This is a genomic window from Streptomyces sp. HD (assembly GCF_028369295.1).
Taxonomy (GTDB): domain Bacteria; phylum Actinomycetota; class Actinomycetes; order Streptomycetales; family Streptomycetaceae; genus Streptomyces.
Genome location: NZ_JAQMYP010000006.1, coordinates 51,150 through 74,983, shown reverse-complemented (window position 1 = coordinate 74,983; position 23,834 = coordinate 51,150). Strand labels below are relative to the sequence as shown.

The following is a 23,834-nucleotide window of genomic DNA, read 5'->3' as shown; positions in this document are numbered from 1 at the left end:
CGCTCGGGGGCTCAGATCCGCCCCGCCCGCCGCTGCCCGCGCAGCAGCAGCCCCAGGTACACCCCGCCGACGACCGCGGTCACCACGCCGACCGGCAGCTGGGCCGTCTCGTGGATGTGCTGGGAGGCGAAGTCCGCCGTCACCACGAGGAAGGCGCCGGTACAGGTGGCCGCGAGGAGGTTCGGGCCGGGGGTTCGGGTGAGCCGTCGGGCCAGTTGGGGGGCGATGAGGGCGACGAACGGGATGGGGCCGGCCGCGGCGGTGGCCACCGCGCAGGCCGCCGTGGCCAGGACCAGCAGCACGAGCCGGGTCCGCTGGACGGGCACCCCGAGGCCGCCCGCCACGTCGTCGCCCATCTCCAGGACCTTCAGCCTGCCGGCGACGAGCGCCACCAGCGGCAGTACGACGAGCAGTCCGAGCGCGGCCGGGCGGACGTCCGCCCAACTGCGGCCGTTGAGGCTGCCGTTGAGCCACACCATCGCCTGCGCGGCCTGGGTGAAGCGGGCCTTGGCGAGGAGATAGGCGTTCACGCCCTGGAGCAGGGCGCTCACCCCGATGCCGACCAGGACCAGCCGGTAGCCGTGGATGCCCTGCCGCCAGGCCAGCAGATACACCAGGATCGCGGTCGCGAGGCCTCCGCCCACCGCCCCCACGGCGATCTGCCCGCCGGTGCCGCCGACGAGCAGGACGACCAGCAGACCGCCGGTCGCCGAGCCGTACGTGAAGCCCACGATGTCGGGGCTGCCCAGCGGATTGCGGGTCAGGCTCTGGAAGAGGGCGCCGCTCAGCCCGAGCGCCGCGCCGACCAGGATGCCGGTGAGCAGACGGGGCAGCCGGAGGTCGTTGATCACGAAGTCGGTGCGCGGGCTGCCGTTGCCCAGCAGGGTGCGGACCACGTCCGCCGGGGAGATCGTGTACTCGCCGGTGCCGAGCGCCAGGACGCCGACGCCGGCGGTCGCGGCGAGCACCAGCACGCAGACGGTCACCGCGCGTACGTCCACCCGCAGGGAGAAGCGGTGCGAGCGGCTCCGTACGACATGCGCGCGGCTGCGTGGACCGGTGCGGGTCGGCGCCGGTGCCCGGGCCGTCATGCGGACACCGCCCTGCGGTAGCGGACCAGGGCGATGAACACCGGGGCGCCGACCACCGCGGTGACCACGCCCGCGTCGAGTTCGTCGGGGCGTACGACGACCCGGCCGAGGACGTCCGCGAAGAGCAGCAGGGCGGGAGCCAGCAGCATCGACAGCGGCAGCGTCCAGCGCTGGTCGGCCCCGACGATCAGGCGCGCGATGTGCGGGACGGCGAGGCCGACGAAGACCAGCGGCCCCACGGCCGAGGTCGCCGCGCCGCACAGCAGTGTCATGGCGGCCAGGCCGAGAAAACGGGTGCGGTCCACGTGCGCGCCCAGTGCCCTGGCGCCGTCGTCGCCCAGCGCGAGCGCGTTCAGCGGCCGGACCAGCGCCAGCGCCAGCGCCAGGCCGACCACGACGAACGGCGTGATCGTCGTCAGGGTCTCGCGGTCGGCCCGGGCGAGCGACCCCACGCTCCAGAACCGCAGTTGGTCCAGCGCCTGCGCGTCGAGCAGCATCAGCGTCTGGCTGATGCCGGTGAACACGGCGGCGATCACCGCACCGCCGAGCGCCAGCCGCTCCGGGGTCGCGCCGCCCCGGCCGCCCGAGGCCAGCGAGTACACCAGCAGACCCGCGACGACGGCGCCCACCATGGCGAACCACACCGACGCCCACAGGCTCGTGATGCCGAGGGCCGTGATGGACAGGACCACTCCGGTGGCGGCGCCCGCGTTGATGCCGAGCAGCCCCGGATCGGCGAGCGGGTTGCGGGTGAGCGCCTGGATGAGCGCGCCCGCGACGCCCAGCGCGGCACCGGCCGCGATGCCCGCCAGGGTGCGCGGCACCCGGACGTCCCAGATCACCGAGGCGGCCGTCGACCCGTCGTCGTGGCGCAGCGCGTCGACCACGACGGCGGGCGGCAGCGCGCGCGAGCCGATCGCGAGGCTGAGCATGGCGGCGACGACCAGCAGAAGCAGGGCGCCGGCCACGGCCAGGGTGCGCGTGGAGTTGCGGCGCCTTCGGGGCTGCTGCTCCGCCTGTACAAGTGGGGCCGTCCCGGCCTCAGTCGCCACCGGTGCCCTCCGCGCGGAGGCGGTCGGCGATCAGCCGGCCGAGCGCCTTCTTGTCGATCTTGCCCACCGAGGTCCGGGGAAAGGACTCGATGACCTCCACCCGGTCGGGGAGCTTGTACGCGGCGACTCCCCGCTCGGTGAGAAATGCCGCCAACTCCCGTTGTCCCGGGGCCTGTTCACGCGGGACGAGATAGGCGCAGGTGCGCTCGCCCATCGTCTCGTCGGGCATGCCGACCACGGCCGCGTCGTGCACACCCGGGTGCGCGAGGATGTGGTTCTCCAGCTCCTCGGCGGAGATCTTGTCGCCGCCCCGGTTGATCTGGTCCTTGGCCCGGCCTTCCACGACCAGGTGCCCAGAGGGCAGGATCCGCACCAGGTCGCCGGTGCGGTAGTAGCCGTCGGTGGTGAAGGCGCGGGAGTTGTGCTCGGCGGCGCGGTAGTAGCCGCGCAGGGTGTAGGGGCCGCGGGTGAGCAACTCGCCGCTCTCGCCGGGCGGTACGTCGCGGTCGTCCTCGTCCACCACGCGCAGCTCGTCGGCGGGGGACATCGGTCGGCCCTGGGTGCCGATCACCAGCTCGGGCGGATCGTCGAGCCGGGTGTAGTTGAGCAGGCCCTCGGCCATCCCGAACACCTGCTGGAGGGTGCAGCCGAGGGCCGGTTCGACCCGGGCCGCGGGCTCGGCGCCCAGCTTGGAGCCGCCGACCTGGAGCAGGCCCAGCGAGGTGAGGTCGGCCTCCTCCCACTCCACCGCGTCCAGCCACAGCAGCGCGATCGGCGGGACCACGGCGGTGACGGTGACCCTCTCCCGTTCGATGAGCTCGAAGGCGTCCTCCGGGCTCGGCGTGGGGGAGAGTACGACGGTGCCGCCCGCCAGCAGCGTGCCCAGCAGCCCGGGGCAGGCGAGCGCGAAGTTGTGCGCGGTCGGCAGCACCACCAGATAGACGGTGTCGCGGTCGAAGCCGCAGACCTCGGCGCTGGCGCGGATGTTGTACGCGTAGTCGTCGTGGGTGCGCGGGATGAGCTTCGGCCTGCCGGTCGTGCCGCCGGACAGCAGCAGTACGGCCACGTCCCCGGGGTCGCGCGCGGGCAGCGAGGTCGGTTCGGCGTCCACCTCGGCCAGCGCGGTGAACTCGGCGGCGTCGCCCGCCACCAGGACGTGCTCGACACCGGGCACGGCCTTGCGCAGGGCCCGGGCGAGCACACGGTGATCGAAGCCGTCGTGCAGATCGGGGATCGCGTACGCCGTCGCGCCGGCCACCTCGGCGACATGCACGATCTCGCTCTCGCGGTGCGCGGGCAGCGTGAGCACCGGTATCGCACCCGCCCTCAGCAGCGCGAAAAAGAGCACGACGAACGCGTCGGTGTTGGGCAGCTGGACCACCACACGGTCGCCGTCCCCGATGCCGAGCCGTCGCAGCCCCGCCGCCATGCGGTCGGCGCGCAGATCGAGTTCGGCGTATGTCCACCGGTTGCCGTCGGCGTCCACGAGCGCCGTCCGTGTCGGCTCGTGCTCGGCGCTGTCCCTGAGCAGCCGGTCCAGTGGCCGCCCCTCCCAGTAACCGTTCGCGCGGTACTTCTCGGCCAACAGGTCCGGCCAGGGCACCCAACCGTCGAGCATGCTCAACTCCCGCCTGCTGTTTAGGAAAGGCTTGCCTAATGAATCAGCGCGGTCAAGCCTGGGGGTGCGATCTGGACGGCGCCGCGCCGTGGCGGCTAGGGTCGGTGCTGATTAGGTTAGGTTAACCTAAGTCCAGGGAGGTAGGTCCTTGCTGCGTTATCGGAGCGCGGAGACGGAACTGCCGGGAGACCCCGTCCAGTTGGCGGCGAGACTGGCGGAGTCGGGCTTGTTCGACCAGTACGTGATCTACGAACAGAACGGTGACGTCTGGTTCGCCGGAGGGGCGCTCGGCGAGATCCTGGTCGGCCGCTCCGAGATCCGCCGCCGATGGCTCGACGAGGAAACCGTGGCCCCGCTCGGGTCGCATCCGCTGCGCCAGGTCCACGAGGAACTCGAACGGACGGCCGTCGAGGGCTGGAACGCCTACGGCTGGATGGCCTTCGAGTTCTCCCACCTCCACGCCGGCCGCCCCGACCGCGCGGGCGACGACGACCTGCTCCATCTGCTCGTCCCGCACAGCGAAGTGAGGCTCGGTCGGAAAACCGCCCTCGTCCGCAGCGCGGACCAGGAGACGCTGGACGCGCTGCTCGCGTTACTCGACCGCACCGACGCCCACCCCACCGCCGTGCCCCGCCCCATCGACGTGTCGGACACCGAGAGCCGCTACCCGGACATGGTCGCCCAGGCCATCGAGGAGATACGGACGTCCGACCTCCAGAAGGTCATCCTCTCCCGCTCCGTCGACGTGCCCTTCCCGGTCGACTTCGTCGCCACCTACGTCCACGGCCGCTCGCACAACACCCCCGCCCGCTCCTTCCTGTTGAGCCTCGGCGGACGCCGGGTCGCCGGCTTCAGCCCCGAGACCGTCGCCGAGGTGAGCGCGGACGGCGAGGTCGTCACCCAGCCGCTCGCCGGCACCCGCGCCCGCGGCTTCGGTGAGCGGGAGGACGAGCGGCTGCGCGCCGAACTCCTCGCCGATCCCAAGGAGATCTCCGAACACGTGCTGTCCGTCAAGCTCGCCGAGGAAGAGATGGCCACCGTCTGCCGCCCGGGCACGGTCTCGGTACGCGATCTGCTGAGCGTCCGCAGACGCGGCAGCGTGCAGCACCTCGGCTCCAGCGTGCACGGCCTGCTGGCCGACACGGCTACCGCCTGGGACGCCCTGCGTGCGGTGTTCCCCGCGGTGACCGCCTCCGGCATCCCCAAGGCCCCGGCCTACGACTGCATCGCGCGCCTGGAGAAAGAACCGCGCGGTATCTACAGCGGGGCCGTCCTCCGGGCCGGCGGCGACGGATCCCTCGACGCGGCCCTGGTGCTGCGCAGCATCTTCGAGGAGGACGGCCGCACCTGGCTGCGGGCCGGCGCCGGCATCCTCGCCGGTTCGACTCCGGCCCGGGAACTGGAGGAGACCTGCGAGAAACTGCGCAGCGTCGCCCCCTACGTCGTTCCCGCACAGGGTTAGGGGCGCGCGTGCGACTGGGAGAAGTGGTCGTCGACGTAGCGCCGTTGCGCTCCAGCCGGGACTTCAGGCTGATCTTCGCCACCCAGGCGATATCCATGGTGGGCACCCACCTCACCTCGGTGGCGGCCAGCCTGCAGATCTACACCCTCACCGGCTCGTCGGTCCAAGTGGGCCTGATGAGCCTGGTGCTGGGCCTGTCGCTGCTGGTCGGGCTGATCACCGGCGGCCTGCTCGCCGACCGGGTCGACCGGCGCCGGGTCATGCTCGTCACCCGGGCCGTGACCGCGATCGTGATCGCGGGGCTCGCGGTGAACGCGGCGCTGCCCGACCCGCAGGTGTGGTTCGTCTTCGTGGCGGCCGTACTGGCCGGCTTCACCGCCGGGCTGGGCGGACCGGCCCTGATGGCCGCGACGCCCGCCCTGGTGCCCCCCGGACAACTGGCCGCCGCCGGCGCGCTGACCACCCTCACCGCCCAGCTCGGCGGCATGGTCGGGCCGTCTCTCGCGGGCGTGATCGCGGCCGGGCCCGGCGTCGCCTGGTGCTTCGCGATCGACGCGGCCATATACGTCGTGGGACTGGCCCTGCTCGCACCGCTGCCGAAGCTTCCCCCCGAAGGGTCGGCCGGGGCGCAGCATCCGCTGAAGGCGATGGGGGAGGGGCTGCGCTTCCTGCGCGGCAACCAGGTGGTGGCAGGACTGCTGCTGATCGACGTGTGCGCGGTCGTCTTCGCGATGCCGTACGCCCTGTTCCCCGAACTCGGTACCGAGCACTTCGGCGGCGGCCCGTCCACCGTCGGACTGCTCTACACCGCGCCCGCGGTCGGTTCCTTCTTCGGGGCGCTGACCAGCGGCTGGACCGGCCGGGTGCACCACACCGGGCGGGCGCTGATCGGAGCGGTCGCGGTGTGGGGCGCGGCGATCACCTGCTTCGGTCTGAGCGCCGACCTGGGGTTCGCACTGGTCTTCCTGGCCCTCGCCGGCCTGGGCGACACCGCCTCGGAGATCCTGCGCCGCGCCCTGCTGCAGCACTACACGCCGGACCGGCTCCAGGGCCGGGTCGGCAGCCTGTGGCTCGCCCAGGCCACCGCCGGGCCCTCCGTCGGCAACGTCGAGGCGGGCCTCGTGTCCAGGGCGCTCGGCTCGTCCAGCGGGGCCGTGGTGGTCGGCGGACTGGTCTGCCTCGCGGGCGTCGGGGCCCTGGCCCTGGCCATGCCGGGGCTGCGCAGGGCCACGCTCAGCCGGCCGCCGGACACCGACGGGGACGACCGGGCGGCGCCCGCCGAAGCGTCCCCGGCAGCCGACTGACACAGCCTCGGACGACAGGGCGGTGAACCATGCCGAGCGCGCGGATCAACGGAATCCGGCTGCACTACGAGGACACCGGCCACGGCGATCCGGTGGTCCTGGTCATGGGCCAGGGCGCCGCAGGCCGGGCCTGGCACCTCCACCAGGTGCCGGAACTCGTCGACGCCGGATACCGGGTCGTCACCTTCGACAACCGCGGCATCCCACCGACCGACGAGTGCCCGGACGGCTTCACCGTCGACGACCTGGTGGCCGACACGGCAGGCCTGGCCGAGCACCTCGGCCTCGCGCCGTGCCGGTTCGTCGGCGTCTCCCTGGGGGCGTACGTCGTCCAGGAACTGATGCTGGCCCGGCCCCGCCTCGTCCGGCAGGGCGGACTGATCGCCACCCGCGGCCGCACGGACGCACTGCGCGCCGCGATGGCCGAGGCCGAACGCGCCCTCCACGACAGCGGGTTGCAGCTGCCGCCCGCCTACACCGCATGGATCCGCGCCCTGCAGAACCTGTCACCCGCCACCCTGGACGACGAGCGGCAGGTCCAGGACTGGCTGGAGCTCTTCGAGTTCTCACCGCAGCCCCAAGGCCCCGGCGTCCGGGCCCAGTTGGACCTTGAGGTCCCGGACGGCCGACTGGAGGCCTACCGGGCGATCGACGTGCCCTGTCTGGTCGTCGGCTTCGCGGACGACGTCATCCTTCCGCCGCACCTGAGCCGCGAGGTCGCAGACGCCATCCCCGGTGCCGTCCACCGCGAGATCAAGGGCTGCGGGCACTACGGCCACCTGGAGCGCCCGGACGAACTGAACCGGGTGCTCCTGGAGTTCTTCCGCGACCGTTCTTCCGCGACCGCCCTTCCCCACCCGGCGAAGTTAATTTAGGTTAGCCTCACCTAAGTAGTCTCCTCAGGGGGTCATGGTGCACCGCACCTTGCTGAACGGCAAGATCCACCGAGCCACCGTCACCCAGGCGGACCTGCACTACGTGGGATCCCTGACGATCGATCAGGACCTCATGGAGGCCGCCGACATCGTCGAGGGAGAAGCGGTCCAGGTCGTCGACATCGACAACGGCACCCGCCTCACCACCTACGCCATCCCCGGTGACCGCGGCAGCGGCGTCATCGGGATCAACGGCGCCGCCGCCCATCTCGTCCACCCCGGTCACCTGGTGATCATCATGTCCTTCGCCGCGCTCGCCGAGCCCGAGCGCGCCACCCACCGGCCCCGGGTCGTCCACGTCGACAAGGCCAACCGGATCGTCGCACTCGGCGCCGACCCCGCCGAACCGGTACCGGGCGCGGCCGACCAGTTCACCGGAGCCTTCACCCACGCCACGTCACGTCCGTCCGGCGAGCAGGAGAGGAACTGAGCCATGGCCAACCCCTTCGACGACGACAGCGGCGTCTTCCGTGTCCTGGTCAACGAGGAGGGCCAGCACTCCCTGTGGCCGGACTTCGCACCCGTCCCCGACGGCTGGACCTCCGCGCACGGCCCCGCCGGCCGGGTCGCCTGCCTGGAGTACATCGAACGGCACTGGACGGACATGCGCCCGCGCAGCCTGGCCGAGGCCATGCGCCGGGCCGAGGGGTGATGGCCGGCCGCCCGGCCGTGGAGGACGTCCTCCCCCTGTCGCCCATGCAGGAGGGGATGGTCTTCCACGCGCTGTACGACGAGCAGGGCCACGACGTCTACACCGGCCAGATGACCCTCCGTCTCGACGGCCCGGTGGACCAGGAGCGGATGGGCACGGCGGTCGCGCGGCTGCTCGTCCGGCACGCCAACCTGCGGGCCGCGTTCCGCACCCGACGCTCCGGGCGCCCCGTCCAGGTGATCAGGAGCGCGGTCAGGGCGCCCTGGCAGGTCACCGACCTGTCCACCCTGCCGCCGCGGGAACGCGAACCGGCCCTGGACCGGCTGCTCGCACAGGACCGGGCCGAGCGGTTCGACCTGGCCCGGCCACCGCTGCTGCGGTTCCGCCTGATCACGCTCGACGCGCGCGACCACCGCCTGGTGATCTCCTCCCACCACCTGCTCTGGGACGGCTGGTCCGCACCCGTCCTGGTACGCGAACTCTTCCAGCTGTACGCCTCGGACGGCGACCTCGACGCGCTGCCCCGCGTACGGCCGTACCGCGACTACCTCGCCTGGCTGGCCCGACAGGACCGGGCGGCCGCCGAGCGTTCATGGCAGTCCGCGCTGACCGGACTTGACGACCCGTCACTGATCGCGCCGGATGCCCGGGACATGCCCGCCGAGGGGCCCGAGAGGCTGGTACGGGAACTCTCCGAGCGGGACACCGAGGCCCTCACCGCCACCGCCCGGGCCCGCGGTCTCACCGTCAGCACCGTGCTCCAGGGCCTGTGGGCCGTCCTGCTCGGCAGGCTGACCGGCCGCACGGACGTCGTCCTCGGCGCCACCGTCTCCGGGCGCGACGCCGACGTCCCCGGCATCGAGTCGATGGTCGGCCTCTTCATCAACACCCTGCCGGTCCGCGTGCGGTTACGCCCCGCGGAGTCCCTCGCCGGCCTGCTGACCCGGCTCCAGTCCGAGCAGTCCGCCCTCCTCGACCACCGTCACCTCGGTCTCGCCGACATCCAGCGCGCCGCCGGACACACCGTCCTGTTCGACACCCTGGTCGTCTTCGAGAGCTACCCCGTCGACGACGACGGCATCGCCCGCGCCCTGGGGTCCGACGGGCTGCGCATGGCGGGGGTCTCGGTCCGTGACGCCACGCACTACCCGCTGACCCTCACCGCGTTGCCCGGCACCCGGCTGACGCTGGCCTTCAGCCATCGGCCGAGCGCGCTGGATCGTGCTGCGGTGACCCGCATCGCGTCCCAACTGGGCGGACTGGTAGGCGACTTCATCGAGCGGCCGGAAACGCCCGTGGCTCTGCTCGGCCCGTCCCACGCGCACGTACCGCACGCCCGGAGCGAGCACCCTCTCCCGCACCTCACGGTCCGCGACCTGTTCGAGGACCAGGCGGCCCAGACGCCCGACGCGCCCGCCGTCCTCCACGACGACACCATTCTGACCTTCGCCGAACTCGACGCCCGCGCAGACCGGCTGGCGGCCGCCCTGACCGCACGGGGCACCGGCCCGGAGTCCGTCGTCGCCGTCGCCCTGCCCCGCAGCCCCGACCTGGTCGCCGCGCTCCTCGCGGTACTGAAGGCCGGAGCCGCCTGTATGCCGATCGACCCGGGCTACCCGCCGGACCGCATCGCGCTGATGCTGGACGACGCCGAGCCCCGACTGGTGATCTGCGATCCGCCCACGGCCCGACAGCTGGGCATCAAACGGGAGTTGACCTGCCCGCCGGACGCGGAGGCCGACGTACGAGAACGACCGCTTCTGTCGCCCGAACACCCGGCGTACGTCATCTACACCTCCGGCTCCACCGGCCGCCCCAAGGGGGTGATCGGAACCCAGCGGGCGCTGGCCAACCGGCTCCACTGGGGACGGGAGCTGGGGGACACCGGGCACGGTGTCCGCGTCTCGAAGAGCCCGCTGAGCTTCGTCGACGGCCTCACCGAACTGCTCGGCGCCCTCGTCGCCGGCGAAGCGGTGACACTCGCCGACGACGAGGCGACCGGCGACCCGACGGCCCTCGCCGCACTGGCCGACCGCCACCGCGCCACCCTCCTCACCGCCGTCCCCAGCCTCTACACCACCCTGGTCGAATCCGCGCCGCCGGACGCCTTCGCCTCCGTCCGCACCTGGATCTCCAGCGGCGAACCCCTCCCCGGTGAACTGGCCGAGGCGATCACCCGGCGCTGGCCACAGGCACGGCTGGTCAACCTCTACGGCTGCTCCGAGGCGGCCGGCGACAGCCTCGTCCATGTCCACGACGGCGGCGCAGGCCCGGTGCCGCTCGGACAGCCGATCGCGCACACACGCGTCCACGTCCTCGACCCGTTCCTGCGACCGTCCCCCGTCGGCGCCGTCGGCGAGCTGTACCTGGCCGGAGCCGGTCTGGCCCGCGGCTACCTCAATGAGCCGGGCCGCACCGCCGAACGGTTCGTCGCCGACCCCTTCGGCCCACCGGGCAGCCGCCTCTACCGCACCGGCGACCTCGCGAGGCTGAGGGCCGACGGCACTGTGGAGTTCCTCGGCCGGGCCGACGACCAGGTCAAGATCAGGGGCTTCCGGATCGAACCCGGCGAGATCGAGGCGGCGATACGGGCGCTGCCGGATGTCGGCAGGACCGCGGTCGTGGTCCGGGAGGACGGCTCGGCCCCACGACGCCTGGTCGCCTACGTCACAGCCGCTCCCAGCACCGTCCTCGACCCCCGCGCCCTGCGGCGCACCCTCGCCGAGCGGTTGCCCGGCCATCTCGTCCCGTCGGCCGTGGTGGTGCTGGACGACCTGCCGCGCACCCCCAGCGGCAAACTCGACCGACGCGCGCTGCCCGCCCCCGACTTCACGGAGACCAGCACCTTCGAACCGCCGCGCACCGAACCGGAGAAGGTGCTGTGCGGGCTGTTCGCGGAGGTGCTCGGGCTGGAACGGGCCGGCGTCCACGACGACTTCTTCGAACGCGGCGGCGACAGCATCGTCTCGGTCCGCCTGGCCGACCGCGCCCGCAGAGCCGGACTCGCCCTGTCCCCCCGGGACGTGTTCACCCACCGCACCCCGGCCGGGATGGCCCGGGCAGCGCCCGACGAAACCGGCCCCGGGCCCGAGGAGTTCACTCCGACCGGTGCCCCACTGGTGTCACTCAGCCAGTCGCAGCTCGACAAGGTCAAGGCGAGGTGGAGGACACGATGAGCAAGACACCCGGGGACGACGGCACGATGAGCAAGACACCCGGGGACGACGGTTCCCTGGTCGAGGACGTTCTGCCGCTCTCCCCGCTCCAGCAGGGCCTGCTGTTCCACGCCCTGTTCGACGAGGGCGTCCAGGACGTCTACACCATGCAGTCCCTGGTGGAGATCGAGGGCCCGCTGCGCCCGGCCCTGCTGCGCACCGCCGCCGAGGAACTCTTCGCCCGGCACGCCAACCTGCGCAGCGCCTTCCTGCATGAGGAGCTGGACGAGCCGGTGCAGGTGGTGCTGAAGCAGGTACCCGTGAACTGGACCGAGGAGGAGGGCGACCCCGCCGCCCTGATCACCGCGGATGCCGCCGCCCGCTTCGACCTCACCGACCCACCCCTGCTGCGCCTGACGCTCGTGCGCCGCGCCGCCGGCCGCTGGCTCCTGATCCTCACCAACCACCACCTCCTGCTGGACGGTTGGTCCATCCCCCTCCTGGTCCGCGAACTCCTCCAGCTCTACGCCGCCCAGCTCGCCCCCGGCACCACGGACCCGCTGCCCGCCGTACGGCCGTACCGGGACTTCCTCGCCTGGCTGGCCTCCCGCGACCGCGACGCCTCCGCCGACGCCTGGCGCAAGGCGCTGGCCGGCGTGACACCGACGGTCCTGGCGCCGTCGTCCGCCGGGCCGGTCCCGGTACCGCCCGAGCTGCACACCCTGCGGTTGACCGGGCAACTGACCGGCCGAGCAGAGGAGTTCGCGCGGAGCCGGGGCGTCACCGTCAACACGGTCGTGCAGGGTCTGTGGGCGCTGCTGCTGGCCCGGCTGACCGGCCGGGACGACGTCGTCTTCGGCGCGACGGTGGCCGGACGGCCCGCCGAACTCGCCGGTGCGGAGTCCATGATCGGCCTGTTCATCAACACGGTGCCGGTCCGCGCGACCGTGCCGCCGGCCGAACGGGCGGGCGACTTCCTGCGCCGACTGCAGGACGAACAGTCCCGCCTGATGGGCCACCAGCACCTCGGCCTCACCGAGATCCAGCGCCTCGGCGGCGCGGGTGACCTCTTCGACACCCTCCTCGTCTTCGAGAACTACCCCATCGACGAGACCGCGGTGGCCGAGGCCGAGGCATCCGCCGGCCTGCGGATTCTCGATGTGAAGGGCGCGGGCGCCACCCACTATCCCCTGACCCTGGCCGTACTGGCCGAACACCAGCTCGGCGTCGTCTTCGAGTTCCGCCCCGACTGTTACGAGCGGGCGGCGGTCGAGAGGCTGGCAGCACGCTTCGAGCGCCTGCTCCTGGCTGTGCTCGCCGCCCCCGACGTCCCCCTGGCCCGCCTGGACGCCCTCGCCCCCGAGGAGCGGACAGCGCTGCTGGCGGGCGGGGCGGGGGAGCGGCTGCCGGTGCCGTACCGCACCATGCCGGAGGTGTTCGAGGCACAGACGGCGCGCACACCGGACGCGGTGGCGGTCGTCGGAGGCGGCCGCAGCCTGACGTTCGCGGAACTGAATACGGCCGCGAACCAACTGGCCCGACACCTGGTCGAGTTGGGGGCGGGCCCGGAACGGATCGTCGCGTTCGCGCTGCCGCCGACTCCGGACATCATGACCACACTCCTGGCGATTCAGAAGGCGGGCGCGGCCTATCTGCCTCTGGACCCGGAGTGGCCGGCCGAGCGCATCGCGGGCATGTTGGAGGACGCGCGCCCAGTCGCACTTGTCACCACGACGACTGCAACGCCCTGCTCTAAGGGGCGCGGGGCTGTGACATATGCGGCTCCGCCGCGTGGGCGCGACCAGCCACAACCAACCGGCAGTCGTCAACCGGAAATACCACCCACCCGCTTCGTGCTCCTCGACGCCCCCGATACACGTGAACGCCTAGCCCACACCAGCCCCTCCAACCTCACCGACACATCACTACTCCCAGAAAACCCCGCCTACGTCATCTACACTTCCGGCTCCACCGGCCGCCCCAAAGCCGTAGTCATCCCGCAGCGAGCCATCACCAACCTCTTCACCGCCCACAACGCCGCACTCCACAACCCGGCCTCCACGGCAACCGGTGGACGCCAACTCCGTATAGGCCACGCCTGGCCCATCGCCTTCGACGCCTCCTGGCAACCCATGCTGTGGATGTTCGCCGGCCACGAGCTGCACATGGTCCCCGAGGACGTCCGCCGCGACCCCGCTGCCCTCCGGGACTTCCTCGCCAGGCACGGCATCGAGTTCATCGAGCTGTCTCCGTCGCTGCTCGGCGAACTGGTCGCCCAAGGCGGGGACTGGCAGGCGGAGTTGAAGGTCCTCGGCGTCGGCGGCGAGGCCGTACCGCCCGACCTCTGGCGCACCCTGCGCGACACCGACGGACTCACCGCGCACAACCTCTACGGCCCCACCGAATGCACCGTCGACTCGGCCGACTGCGACCTCGCCCTCACCGACCGCCCCGCCATCGGCCGCCCCGTGGCAGGCGGCACCCTCTACATCCTGGACGGACACCTCAACCCCGTCCCCGTCGGCGTCGAGGGCGAGCTGTACGTGGCGGGCGCCGGCCTGGCCCGCGGCTACCTCGGCCGACCGGCGGCCACCGCGAGCCGTTTCGTCGCCGACCCCTTCTCCGGCGACCCCGGCGAACGCATGTACCGCACCGGCGACATCGCCCGCTGGACCGAGGCCGGTCTGGTGGAGTGCCTGGGCCGGGTCGACGACCAGGTCAAGATCAGGGGCTACCGGATCGAACCCGGCGAGATCGAGGCGGTCCTGCTGGAGCACGACCTCGTCGAGCGTGCGGCGGTCGTCGTCCGCGAGGACACTCCAGGGGTACGGCGCCTGGTCGCCTACGTCATCCTGGCCGCACCGCCCGCCGAGGAGACCGCGGAGCTGCTGCGCCGGGCCGTGGCCGCCATACTGCCCGACTACATGGTGCCGTCGGCCTTCGTCCCCGTGGACGGCTTCCCGCTCACCCTCAACGGCAAGCTGGACACCGCCGCCCTTCCGGCGCCGACCCGGTCCGGAGGGCCGGCCGCGCAGCCGCCCCGGAACCCGGCCGAGGAGCGGCTCGCCATCCTGTTCGCCGAGGTCCTGGGGCTGGACTCGGTCGGGGTGCACGACAGCTTCTTCGCGCTGGGCGGCGACAGCATCGTGTCGATGCGGCTGGTCAGCCAGGCGCGGGCGGCCGGGTTCGCATTCTCGCCGCGGGACGTGTTCGAACGGCCCACGATCGCCGAACTCGCCGAACTCGCCGAACTCGCCGAACTCGCCGAACTCGCCGAACTCGCCGAACTCGCCGAACGGGCGGACCCCGGCGCATCCCGTGCCGGCACCACAGAACACCGGACCCCCGACCTCTCCGCCGGCACCGGCGACATCCCCCTCACCCCCATCCTGACCTGGCTCACCGAGCAGGGCGGCCCCTTCCGTGCCCTCAGCCAGGCCCGCTTCCTGCGCACCCCGCCCGGCATGGACCTCGACGGCCTGTATCGCACGGTCCAGTCGGTCCTGGACCGGCACGACCTGCTGCGCTCCACTTTCACCCCGGCAGCGGACGGGACCTGGCGTTTCCATGCCGCACCCGCAGGCACGGCCCGCGCCGCCGACCGCGTACGCCGGATAGATGCCGAGCGCATGGACCACACGGCGATCGGCACGCTGGTGCCGGAGGCGATGGACGAGTTGGTGACCGAGCTCGACCCGGCGGCCGGGGCGATGGCGAGGTTCCTGTGGTTCGACGCCGGCGGCGGTCGTGAGGGGCGGCTCCTGGTCGTGCTGCATCACCTGGTGGCCGACGCGGCGTCCTGGGGTGTCCTGGGCGCCGACCTGGCCGCCGCCTGGGAGGGCAGGGACCTGTCGCCCGTCGGCACCTCCTTCCGTGAGTGGGCACGGGCGCTTCAGGAACTGGCACCGACCCGATCGGCCGAACTCGCCTACTGGAAGGGCGTACTGGACCGACCCGAACCGCCCTTGGGAGCCGGGCCCCTGGACCCCGCCCGGGACACCAGGGCCACCATCCGCAGACACTGGACGACGCTGGGTGCGGACGACACCGCAATCCTGGCCGGGGCCGGAGTCCAGGAAGTGCTGCTGACCGCGCTGGCCCTCGCCGTACCGTCCTGGCGGGGCGGCCCCGACTCCTCGGTCCTGATCGCCCTGGAGGGCCACGGCCGAGAGGAGCACCTCCTCCCCGGCGCCGACCTCACCGCCACCCTCGGCTGGTTCACCAGCGTCTTCCCGGTCCGGCTCGACCCCGGCCCCACGGACCACGTACGCCGCGTCCGCGACCAGCTGACCGCCCTGCCCGACAAGGGAATCGGCTACGGCCTGCTCCGCCACCTCAACCCGGAGACCGCTCCGCAACTCGCCCGACTCCCCGAGCCGCAGATCCAGTTCAACTACCTGGGCCGGATGACGATGGGCGAGCGCCGTGACGCCGCGGTGTTCACCGGCGCTCCCGAGACCGGTGCCATGGGCAGCGGCGCCGACCCCGCCATGCCCGCCCCCTACGCCCTCGTCGTCGACGCGGTGATCACCGGGACGGGACTCTCGGTCTGCTGGCAGTGGCCGGAGCGGCTGTTCACGCAGGCCGGGATCGAGCGGCTGGCCGCGCTCTGGACCACGTCCCTCGAACTGCTCCTGAAAGGCGGAGACCAGTGACGCAGCCCCCCGCCGCCGACCTCGCCGCACGCAAGCGTGAACTCCTGCGCCGCAGGCTGGAGAGCGCCGGTCTGGCCGACGCCGCCGCCCGCCTGGGGGCACCTCCCACGCCCTTTAGGCAGTGGGGGAGGATCCCGCCCCGGCCCACGGACACGGCACGGCTGCCGCTGTCGTACGCCCAGTCCCGGATGTGGCTGCTCCAGCAGCTCGACCCGGCCGGCCCCGCCTACAACGTCTGCCTCGCCATCCGCCTGCGCGGCCCGCTCGACCCGGCCGCCCTGCGCACGGCCCTGCAAGGGCTGCTCGACCGGCACGAGATACTCCGTACCCGCTACCCGGCCACCGCCGACGGCACCCCCGAGCAGATCGTGGACGCCGGGGCGGAGGTGGAGTTCGCCACGGCCGACCTGCGCGGGCGGGAAGGGGAGGAGCAGGATCGCAGGGCGACGGAACTGGCCCGTGCCGCCTCGGCGACGCCTTTCGACCTCGCCGCCGACCACCCGCTGCGTGCGCTGCTGGTCCGGCGCGCGGAGCAGGATCACACCCTCGTCCTGACCGTTCATCACATCGCCTGGGACGGAGGCACGTTCAACGTCCTTTCCCGCGATCTGACCGCCCTCTACCGCGCGGCGGCCGACGGCGAACCCTCCCCGCTCGATCAACTGCCCCTCCAGTACGGCGACTTCGCGCACTGGCAGCGCACCACCTGGACGGACGAGCGACTGTCGGACCACCTCGACCACTGGCGCACCACCCTGGTCCCCGAACCCCGCCCTCTCCCCCTCCCTGTCGACGCACCACGCACCGCCCGCCCCACCGCGCACGGCGACCGCCGCTTCCACACCTTCGCCCCCGACGTCACCGACCGGCTCACCGCGTTCGCGCGGGGCGCGGGCGCGACGCCCTTCATGGTGCTGTTCGCCGGTCTGGCCGCACTGCTGCACCGCACCACGGGCGCCACCGACATCCCCATCGGCTCGGCCGTCATGAACCGCGACCTCCCCGGCCTCGAAAAGCTGATCGGCAACTTCGGCAACACTCTCGCCCTGCGCGCCGACCTCGAAGGCGACCCCGGCTTCGCCGAACTGGTAGAGCGGGTCAAGCCGGTGTGCACCGACGGCTACGCCCACCAGGACATGCCGTTCGACAAGCTGGTGGAGCGACTGAAGCCGCAACGGCAGCCCGGCCGGTCCGTCTACTTCGATGTCATGCTGCTCTTCCTCACCCAGGGGCTCGAAGGACCGCAGCTTCCGGGCGTGACCGCCGAGTGGGAGACCGTCCACAACGACACCACCCAGTTCGACCTGTCCCTGGAGGCCTTCCTCACCGGCGGCCGCCTGCGGATCGAGGCCACCCACCGCAGCGGCCTCTTCACCCCGGACACCGTCGACCGGCTGCTCCGGCACCTGGAGACGCTGCTCGCCGCGGCCCTCGCGGACCCCGAACTCGCCGTCTCTCTGCTGCCGTTGATGACGGAGGCCGAGGAGCACCGGGTCCTGTCGGAGTGGAACGCCACCGACCACCCCGTCCCCGCCACCCACCTGCCCGACCTCCTCGCCCAGCAGGCCGCACGCACCCCCGACGCCCCCGCCCTCATCGCCGACGACGGCTCGCCCGCCCTCGACCATGCCACTCTGCACGCCCGCGCCAACCGCCTCGCCCGGCTGCTGATCTCCCACGGCGTGGGCCCCGAGCACCTCGTGGGCGTGGCCCTGGACCGCGGAACCGACCTGGTGGTGGCGCTGCTCGCGGTGCTCAAGGCGGGCGCGGCGTATGTGCCGTTGGACACCGGCTACCCGGCCGAACGACTGGCGTTCATGGTGGAGGACGCCGAACCGACGCTGGTCCTGACCGCCACGGACACGGCCCGCGTACTGCCGTCCGGAGTGCCCCTCCTCCTGGTCGACACGGACACCTCCGCCTTCGACTCCGTGGAACTCACCGACGAGGACCGGCTGCGCCCCCTGTGTCCCGAGCACCCCGCCTACGTCATCCACACCTCCGGCTCCACCGGCCGCCCCAAGGGGGTCGTCGTCCCGCACGCCGGGATCGTCAACCGGCTGCTGTGGATGCAGGAGACGTACGGACTCGGGCCCGGGGACCGTGTGCTGCAGAAGACGCCGGCCAGTTTCGACGTCTCCGTCTGGGAGTTCTTCTGGCCGCTGATCACCGGTGCCATGCTGGTGCTCGCCCGGCCCGGCGGCCACCGCGACCCCGGCTACCTCGCCGAGCTGATCCGCGACCGCCGCGTCACGACCGTGCACTTCGTGCCCTCGATGCTGCGCGTGTTCCTCGACGACCCCGCCGCCGGGCAGGCGCGCGGCATCCTGCGCAGGATCGTGTGCAGCGGCGAGGCCCTGCCCTCCGAACTCGCCGAGCGCTGCGCCGAGTCGCTGCCCGGAACCGAGCTGCACAACCTGTACGGCCCCACCGAGGCCGCCGTGGACGTCACCGCCTGGCCGTGCGCCGACGGGACGAGGTCCGCCGCGGGATCCGTGCCGATCGGCCGCCCGGTGTGGAACACCCGCACCCTCGTGCTCGACGCGGCCCTGCGCCCCGTACCGCCCGGCGTCCCCGGCGAGCTCTACCTCGGCGGCGCCCAGCTGGCCCGCGGCTATCTGCGCCGCCCCGGCCTCACTGCCGACCGCTTCGTCGCCGACCCGTACGGCCCGCCCGGAGCCCGCCTCTACCGCACCGGGGACCTGGTGCGCTGGACCGTGCAGGGTGCGCTGGAGTTCCTGGGCCGTTCCGACGACCAGGTCAAGATCCGCGGATTCCGCGTCGAGCCGGGCGAGACCGAGGCCGCGGTGGCCGCCCTGCCCGGCGTGTCCCAGGCGGCGGTGACGGTACGTCAGGACCAGCCGGGCGAGCCGAGGCTGGTGGCGTACGCCGTGCCCCACCCCGGCGCCGCACTGGAACCGCTGCGGGTCAGGCAGGACCTCAAGGCGACGCTCCCCGAACACCTGCTGCCCGCCGTGGTCGTCCTCCTCGACGCCCTGCCGCTGACCCCCAACGGCAAACTCGACCGCGCGGCCCTGCCCGCCCCCGACCTCTCCGGCCTCACCACCGCCACCGCCCCCCGCACCGAGGCGGAGGCGACCCTGTGCGCCCTCTTCGCCGACCTGCTCGAACTGCCCGCCGTCGGCATCCACGACGAGTTCTTCACCCTCGGCGGCCACTCCGTGCTGGCCACCCGCCTGGTCGCCCGCATCCGGGCCGAGCTGGGCGCCGTCCTCCCCCTACGAGCCGTCTTCGACACCCCGACCGTGGCCGCGCTCGCCCCGCTCCTGACGGCCCCGGCCGCCGAACGGCGCCCCGCACTGCGGCCGGCCCGGCGCCCCGACCCGGTGCCGCTGTCCTCCGCGCAGGCCAGGCTGTGGTTCCTGTACCGGCTGGAGGGGCCGAGCCCGACGTACAACATCCACACCGCCGTACGCCTCACCGGACCGCTCGACAGCGATGCGCTGCGAGCCGCCCTCGATGACGTCGTGGCCCGTCACGAGGCGCTGCGCACGGTCTTCCCGGACGACGACGGCACCCCGTACCAGCGGATCCTGACGGACGCGTCCGTGCCGTTCGAGATGGTGCCTGCCGGGGCTGGGGCTGGGGCTGGGGCCGGGTTCGGGGAACTCGACGCGCTGCTGCGCGAGGCCGCCGCGTATTCCTTCGCGCTCGATGCCGAGATCCCCGTACGCGCCACGCTGTACTCCCTCGGCCCCGACGAGCACGTGCTGCTCCTCCTCGTCCACCACATCGCGACCGACGGCTGGTCGGCGGAGCCGATGCTGCGGGACCTGGAGACGGCCTACGCGGCGAGGGCACGAGGCGACCGGCCCGATTGGCCGCCGCTCGCCGTGCAGTATGCCGACCACACGCTGTGGCAGCGGCAGTTGCTCGACGAGGGAGGGGCGGCCGAGCCCGAACTCGATTACTGGGTAAGGCAGTTGGAGTCGCTTCCGGAGGAACTCCAGCTGCCCGTCGACCGGCCTCGACCGGCCGTCGCCGGATACGGGGCCGGTGCCGTCGACTTCGACCTCGGCCCGGACGTCCACGCCGCGCTGCGGGACCTGGCCGCGGAGGCCGGCGGCACCGTCTTCATGGCGCTCCAGGCCGCCCTCGCGGTCCTGCTCTCGCGGTTGGGTGCCGGGGACGACATCCCCTTGGGAACGCCGGTCGCCGGACGGGGCGACGCGGCGCTCGACGACCTCGTGGGCCTCTTCGTCAACACCCTGGTGCTGCGCACCGACCTCTCCCGCGACCCGACCTTCCGTACCCTGCTCGCCCGGGTGCGCGAGACCGACGTGGATGCGTACGCCCACCAGGACCTGCCGTTCGAGCGGCTCGTGGACGCGCTCGCACCGGCCCGCTCGATGGGCCGGCACCCACTCTTCCAGGTCATGCTGGCTCATCAGCAAGTACCGGACAGAACAAGGGACTTCGCGGGACTGACGCTCAGCGAAGTGCGCGTCGACTTCTACACGGCGAAGACCGACCTCGCCTTCCATGTCTTCGAACGGGCGGACGGCGGCGGCATCACCGGCTCGCTCGTCCACAGCAGCGATCTGTACGACCGCGCATCCGCCCAGGACATGGTCGAGCGGTTCGTACGACTGGTCGGTGAGCTGGCCCGGCGCCCCGACCTGCCCGTGGCCCTGGCCGACGTCCTCACCCGGCGCGAGCGTGCCCGGATGCTGGGGGAGTGGAACGACACCGCCCACCCCATGCCCGCCACCACGCTGACCGCGCTGGTGGAGGAACAGGCGGCGAAGAGCCCTGGCCTCACCGCCGTGGAGTACGGCATCGAGGGCGGTACACGACTGACGTACGCCGAGCTCAACGCGCGTGCCAACGCCCTTGCCCGGCAGCTGACCTCACTCGGGGTCGGGCCCGAGCGCTGCGTCGGCATCCATCTGGAACGCTCGGTGGAGATGGTCGTAGGACTGCTCGCCGTGCTGAAGGCGGGCGGGGCGTTCGTGCCGCTGGAGCCGTCGTGGCCGGCGCGCCGGATCGTGGAGGTGAGCCGGAACGCGGCGCTGACGGCGGTGCTCGGGCGGCCGGGGAACGCAACGGTGTTCGGGGACGACGCCCCACCGTTCGTGGAGGTGCGCCTCGACGGTCCGCAGGAGCCCGACAACCCGGCCGTCCCCGTCGACCCCGAGGGCCTCGCCTACGTCATCCACACCTCCGGCTCGACCGGCGTGCCCAAGGGCGCCATGATCCGGCACCGGGCCATCGCGCACCGGCTGTTGTGGCAGCGCGGACTGCTCGGTTTCGGCACCGACGACGCGGCCCTGTTCAAGGCACCGCTCGGCTTCGACATCTCCATCAACGAGATCTTCCTGCCGCTGGTGAACGGCGGCCGCGTGGTGATCGCCGAACCCGGCGGCGAACGCGACGTCGACTATCTCCTCGACACCGTCGAACGCCACCGGGTCACCTTCACCTACCTCGTCTCCTCGATGCTCGACCTGCTCCTTGAGCTGGACGGCTTCGCCCGCCGGGCCCGCTCGCTCAGGCATGTGTGGTGCGGCGGCGAGGTGCTCACCCCCGAGCTGTTCGCCCGCTTCCGCACCGCGAGCCCCGCCGTGATGTACCACGGATACGGGCCGGCCGAGGCGACCATCGGCGTCAGCCACGTCGTCTACCGGACCGGTGCGATCCGCAGCGCCGTCTCCATCGGACGTCCGAACGGCAACACCCGGTTGTACGTCCTGGACGACCGGCTCCAGCCCGTGCCGGTCGGCGTGCCCGGCGAGCTCTACGCCGGGGGCGTCTATCTCGGCCGCGGCTATGTGAACGACCCGCGCCGCACCGCCGACCACTGGGTGGCCGACCCGTTCGGCCCGCCCGGCGAACGGCTCTACCGCACCGGCGATCTGGTGCGGTGGCAGCGCGACGGCACCCTGGAGTTCCTCGGCCGGGCCGACAACCAGGTGAAGATCCGTGGTATGCGGGTCGAGCTGGAGGAGATCGAGGCGATCCTCGAACAGCATCCAGGAGTACGACGCGGGGTCGTGGTGATCCGGGAGGACGCACCGGGCGTCAAGCAGCTCGCCGGGTACTGCCTGGCCGCCGAGGAGCTGGAGGAACTGGACGAACTGCACGGCTGGCTCCGGGAACGGCTGCCCGAACACATGGTGCCGCGCACACTGACCGCGTTGGACGCCTTCCCGCTGCTGCCCTCCGGCAAGGTCGACCGCGGCTCACTGCCGGCGCCCGTGACCACGACCTCCGTAGCGCCGGCACGGGAGCCCGCGGGCGAACGCGAACGGCAGCTCTGCGAGTTGTTCGCCTCCGTCCTCGGGGTGGCCCGCGTGGACGTCGACGACAACTTCTTCGAGCTCGGCGGCGACAGCATCGTCTCCATCCGCCTGGTCACCCTGGCCCGCAGGGCCGGCATGGCCCTGAGCCCCCGGCAGGTCTTCCAGACCCCGACCCCGGCCGGCCTCGCGGCGGCCGCCTCCGCCGAGCACACCGACACCGCCCTCGTCGACGAGCCGGTCGGCGAGGCGGACCTGACCCCGGTCATGCACTGGACGGCGGCCTCCGACGGCTCCTACGCCGGACTCGCCCAGGCGGTGCTGCTAGTGACCCCGCAGGACCTGACGTACGACACCGCCGTCGACGTACTCCAAGCGGTCCTGGACCGCCACGACGTGCTCCGCGCACGGCTGACGGACAAGTTGGTCGTACCCGCCGAAGGAACGCTCCGTGCGGGCGAACTGCTCAGTCAGGTGCGGGGCGCGGCACTCGACGACGAGCTGGCCGCCGCGGTGGCGCGGCTCGACCCGGCGGCCGGGCGCATGCTCCAGGCCGTCTGGTTCACCGACTCGCAACGGTTGCTGGTCGTGGCGCATCACCTGGTCGTCGACGGTGTGTCCTGGCGGATCATCATGGCCGACCTGGCGGAGGCATGGCAGTCCGGCCGTGCCCTGCCACACGGCGGCACCTCCTTCCGCACCTGGAGCAGGCTCCTCGGCGAGGAGGCCAGCAAACCCGACCGGGTGGGCGAACTGGCCTGGTGGACACGGGCGTTGGACGACGTGCGTCCGCTGATCGACCGCAGCCATGGCGCCGGGGCCGAGCCACAGGAGCGCAGCCTGGTGCTGCCGGCCGCCATCACCAAGCCCCTGCTGACCGAGGTGCCCGCCGCCTATCACGCCGCCGTCCCCGACGTCCTGCTCACCGCCCTCGCCCTCGCCGCCACGGCCTGGCGGGAGCGGCGTGGTGACCTGACGGGTCGTGCGCTGCTGGTCGGCCTGGAGGGGCACGGGCGCGAGGACGGCATCGCCGAGGGCGTCGATCTGTCGTCCACCGTCGGCTGGTTCACCACCTTCCACCCCGTCGGCATCGACCCCGGTCCGCTGGAGGTGGACGACGCGCTGTCCGGAGGGCCGGCCGCGGGCCTCGCGCTCAAGCGGATCAAGGAGCAGCTGCGCGCCGTACCCGACCACGGGATCGGCTACGGCCTCCTGCGCCACCTCAACCCCGACACCGCGCCCGTCCTGGAGAAACTGCCGCAGCCGCAGATCCTCTTCAACTACCTGGGCCGCTTCACCGCCTCCGGCTCGGAGGAGGAGCCATGGGAGCTCGCTCCCGAAGCCCCGATGCTCCGGGTGCCGACTCCGACCACCGTTTTCGGCCTGGAGATCAATGCCGCCGCCGTCGAGGAGGAGACGGACGGTGTCCGGCTGCACGTCTCCGCCTCCTGGCCGGACTCCTTCCTGACCGAGGTCGAAGCACGGGACCTGCTCGTCCTCTGGGAACTCGCCCTGCACGGCCTGGCCCGGCACACGCCGGCCGGCGGCCTCACCCCCTCGGACCTCCCCCTGGTCGAACTGACCCAGGAGGACATCGACGACTTCGAGAACGACCTCGACGATTTCTGAGCCCCACGGACGACTTCGGAG

Annotated in this window: 11 protein-coding genes; 8 read left to right on the top strand and 3 right to left on the bottom strand. The window is 72.5% G+C overall.

Annotation, left to right across the window (positions count from 1 at the left end):
* Nucleotides 1–11: 11 nt before the first annotated feature.
* The 3 genes from POF73_RS08020 to POF73_RS08010 are packed head-to-tail and all read right to left on the bottom strand — an operon-like array spanning nucleotide 12 to nucleotide 3,761.
* Nucleotides 12–1,091 (bottom strand): FecCD family ABC transporter permease, encoded by a 1,080-nt coding sequence (locus POF73_RS08020; RefSeq protein ID WP_272113823.1) that lies wholly within the window; start codon nucleotides 1,089–1,091, stop codon nucleotides 12–14.
* Nucleotides 1,088–2,143: a FecCD family ABC transporter permease gene (locus tag POF73_RS08015; RefSeq protein WP_272113822.1), complete on the bottom strand. Its 1,056-nt coding sequence runs from the start codon at nucleotides 2,141–2,143 to the stop codon at nucleotides 1,088–1,090. Before POF73_RS08015 ends, POF73_RS08020 begins: the two co-directional genes overlap by 4 nt.
* Nucleotides 2,133–3,761: a (2,3-dihydroxybenzoyl)adenylate synthase gene (locus POF73_RS08010; protein WP_272113821.1), complete on the bottom strand. Its 1,629-nt coding sequence runs from the start codon at nucleotides 3,759–3,761 to the stop codon at nucleotides 2,133–2,135. Before POF73_RS08010 ends, POF73_RS08015 begins: the two co-directional genes overlap by 11 nt.
* A gap of 148 nt (nucleotides 3,762–3,909) precedes the next feature.
* Here POF73_RS08010 and POF73_RS08005 point away from each other — a divergent pair, with 148 nt between their 5' ends.
* Genes POF73_RS08005 through POF73_RS07970 form a run of 8 tightly spaced genes read left to right on the top strand, consistent with a single transcriptional unit; the run spans nucleotide 3,910 to nucleotide 23,813 of the window.
* Complete coding sequence (locus POF73_RS08005) at nucleotides 3,910–5,223, top strand: salicylate synthase (RefSeq protein ID WP_272113820.1); 1,314 nt, start codon at nucleotides 3,910–3,912, stop codon at nucleotides 5,221–5,223.
* 8 nt (nucleotides 5,224–5,231) lie between these two features.
* Complete coding sequence (gene entS, locus POF73_RS08000) at nucleotides 5,232–6,527, top strand: enterobactin transporter EntS (RefSeq protein WP_272113819.1); 1,296 nt, start codon at nucleotides 5,232–5,234, stop codon at nucleotides 6,525–6,527.
* 29 nt (nucleotides 6,528–6,556) lie between these two features.
* On the top strand, nucleotides 6,557–7,402 hold the full coding sequence (locus tag POF73_RS07995) for an alpha/beta fold hydrolase (RefSeq protein WP_272113818.1): 846 nt from the start codon (nucleotides 6,557–6,559) through the stop codon (nucleotides 7,400–7,402).
* Nucleotides 7,403–7,436: 34 nt separating this feature from the next.
* The gene (panD, locus tag POF73_RS07990; RefSeq protein WP_443049460.1) at nucleotides 7,437–7,892 is read left to right on the top strand and encodes an aspartate 1-decarboxylase; all 456 of its coding nucleotides are present in this window, start codon (nucleotides 7,437–7,439) and stop codon (nucleotides 7,890–7,892) included.
* A gap of 3 nt (nucleotides 7,893–7,895) precedes the next feature.
* Nucleotides 7,896–8,114 carry an MbtH family protein gene (locus POF73_RS07985; protein WP_272113817.1) on the top strand — a complete coding sequence of 73 codons (219 nt, stop codon included), beginning with the start codon at nucleotides 7,896–7,898 and terminating at the stop codon, nucleotides 8,112–8,114.
* Nucleotides 8,114–11,290: an amino acid adenylation domain-containing protein gene (locus POF73_RS07980; protein ID WP_272113816.1), complete on the top strand. Its 3,177-nt coding sequence runs from the start codon at nucleotides 8,114–8,116 to the stop codon at nucleotides 11,288–11,290. Before POF73_RS07985 ends, POF73_RS07980 begins: the two co-directional genes overlap by 1 nt.
* Entirely contained in the window at nucleotides 11,287–15,924 is a 4,638-nt protein-coding gene (locus tag POF73_RS07975) for a non-ribosomal peptide synthetase (protein ID WP_272113815.1), read from the top strand. Before POF73_RS07980 ends, POF73_RS07975 begins: the two co-directional genes overlap by 4 nt.
* On the top strand, nucleotides 15,921–23,813 hold the full coding sequence (locus tag POF73_RS07970; RefSeq protein WP_272113814.1) for a non-ribosomal peptide synthetase: 7,893 nt from the start codon (nucleotides 15,921–15,923) through the stop codon (nucleotides 23,811–23,813). The genes POF73_RS07975 and POF73_RS07970 overlap by 4 nt, the downstream gene beginning before the upstream one ends.
* Nucleotides 23,814–23,834: the final 21 nt, after the last annotated feature.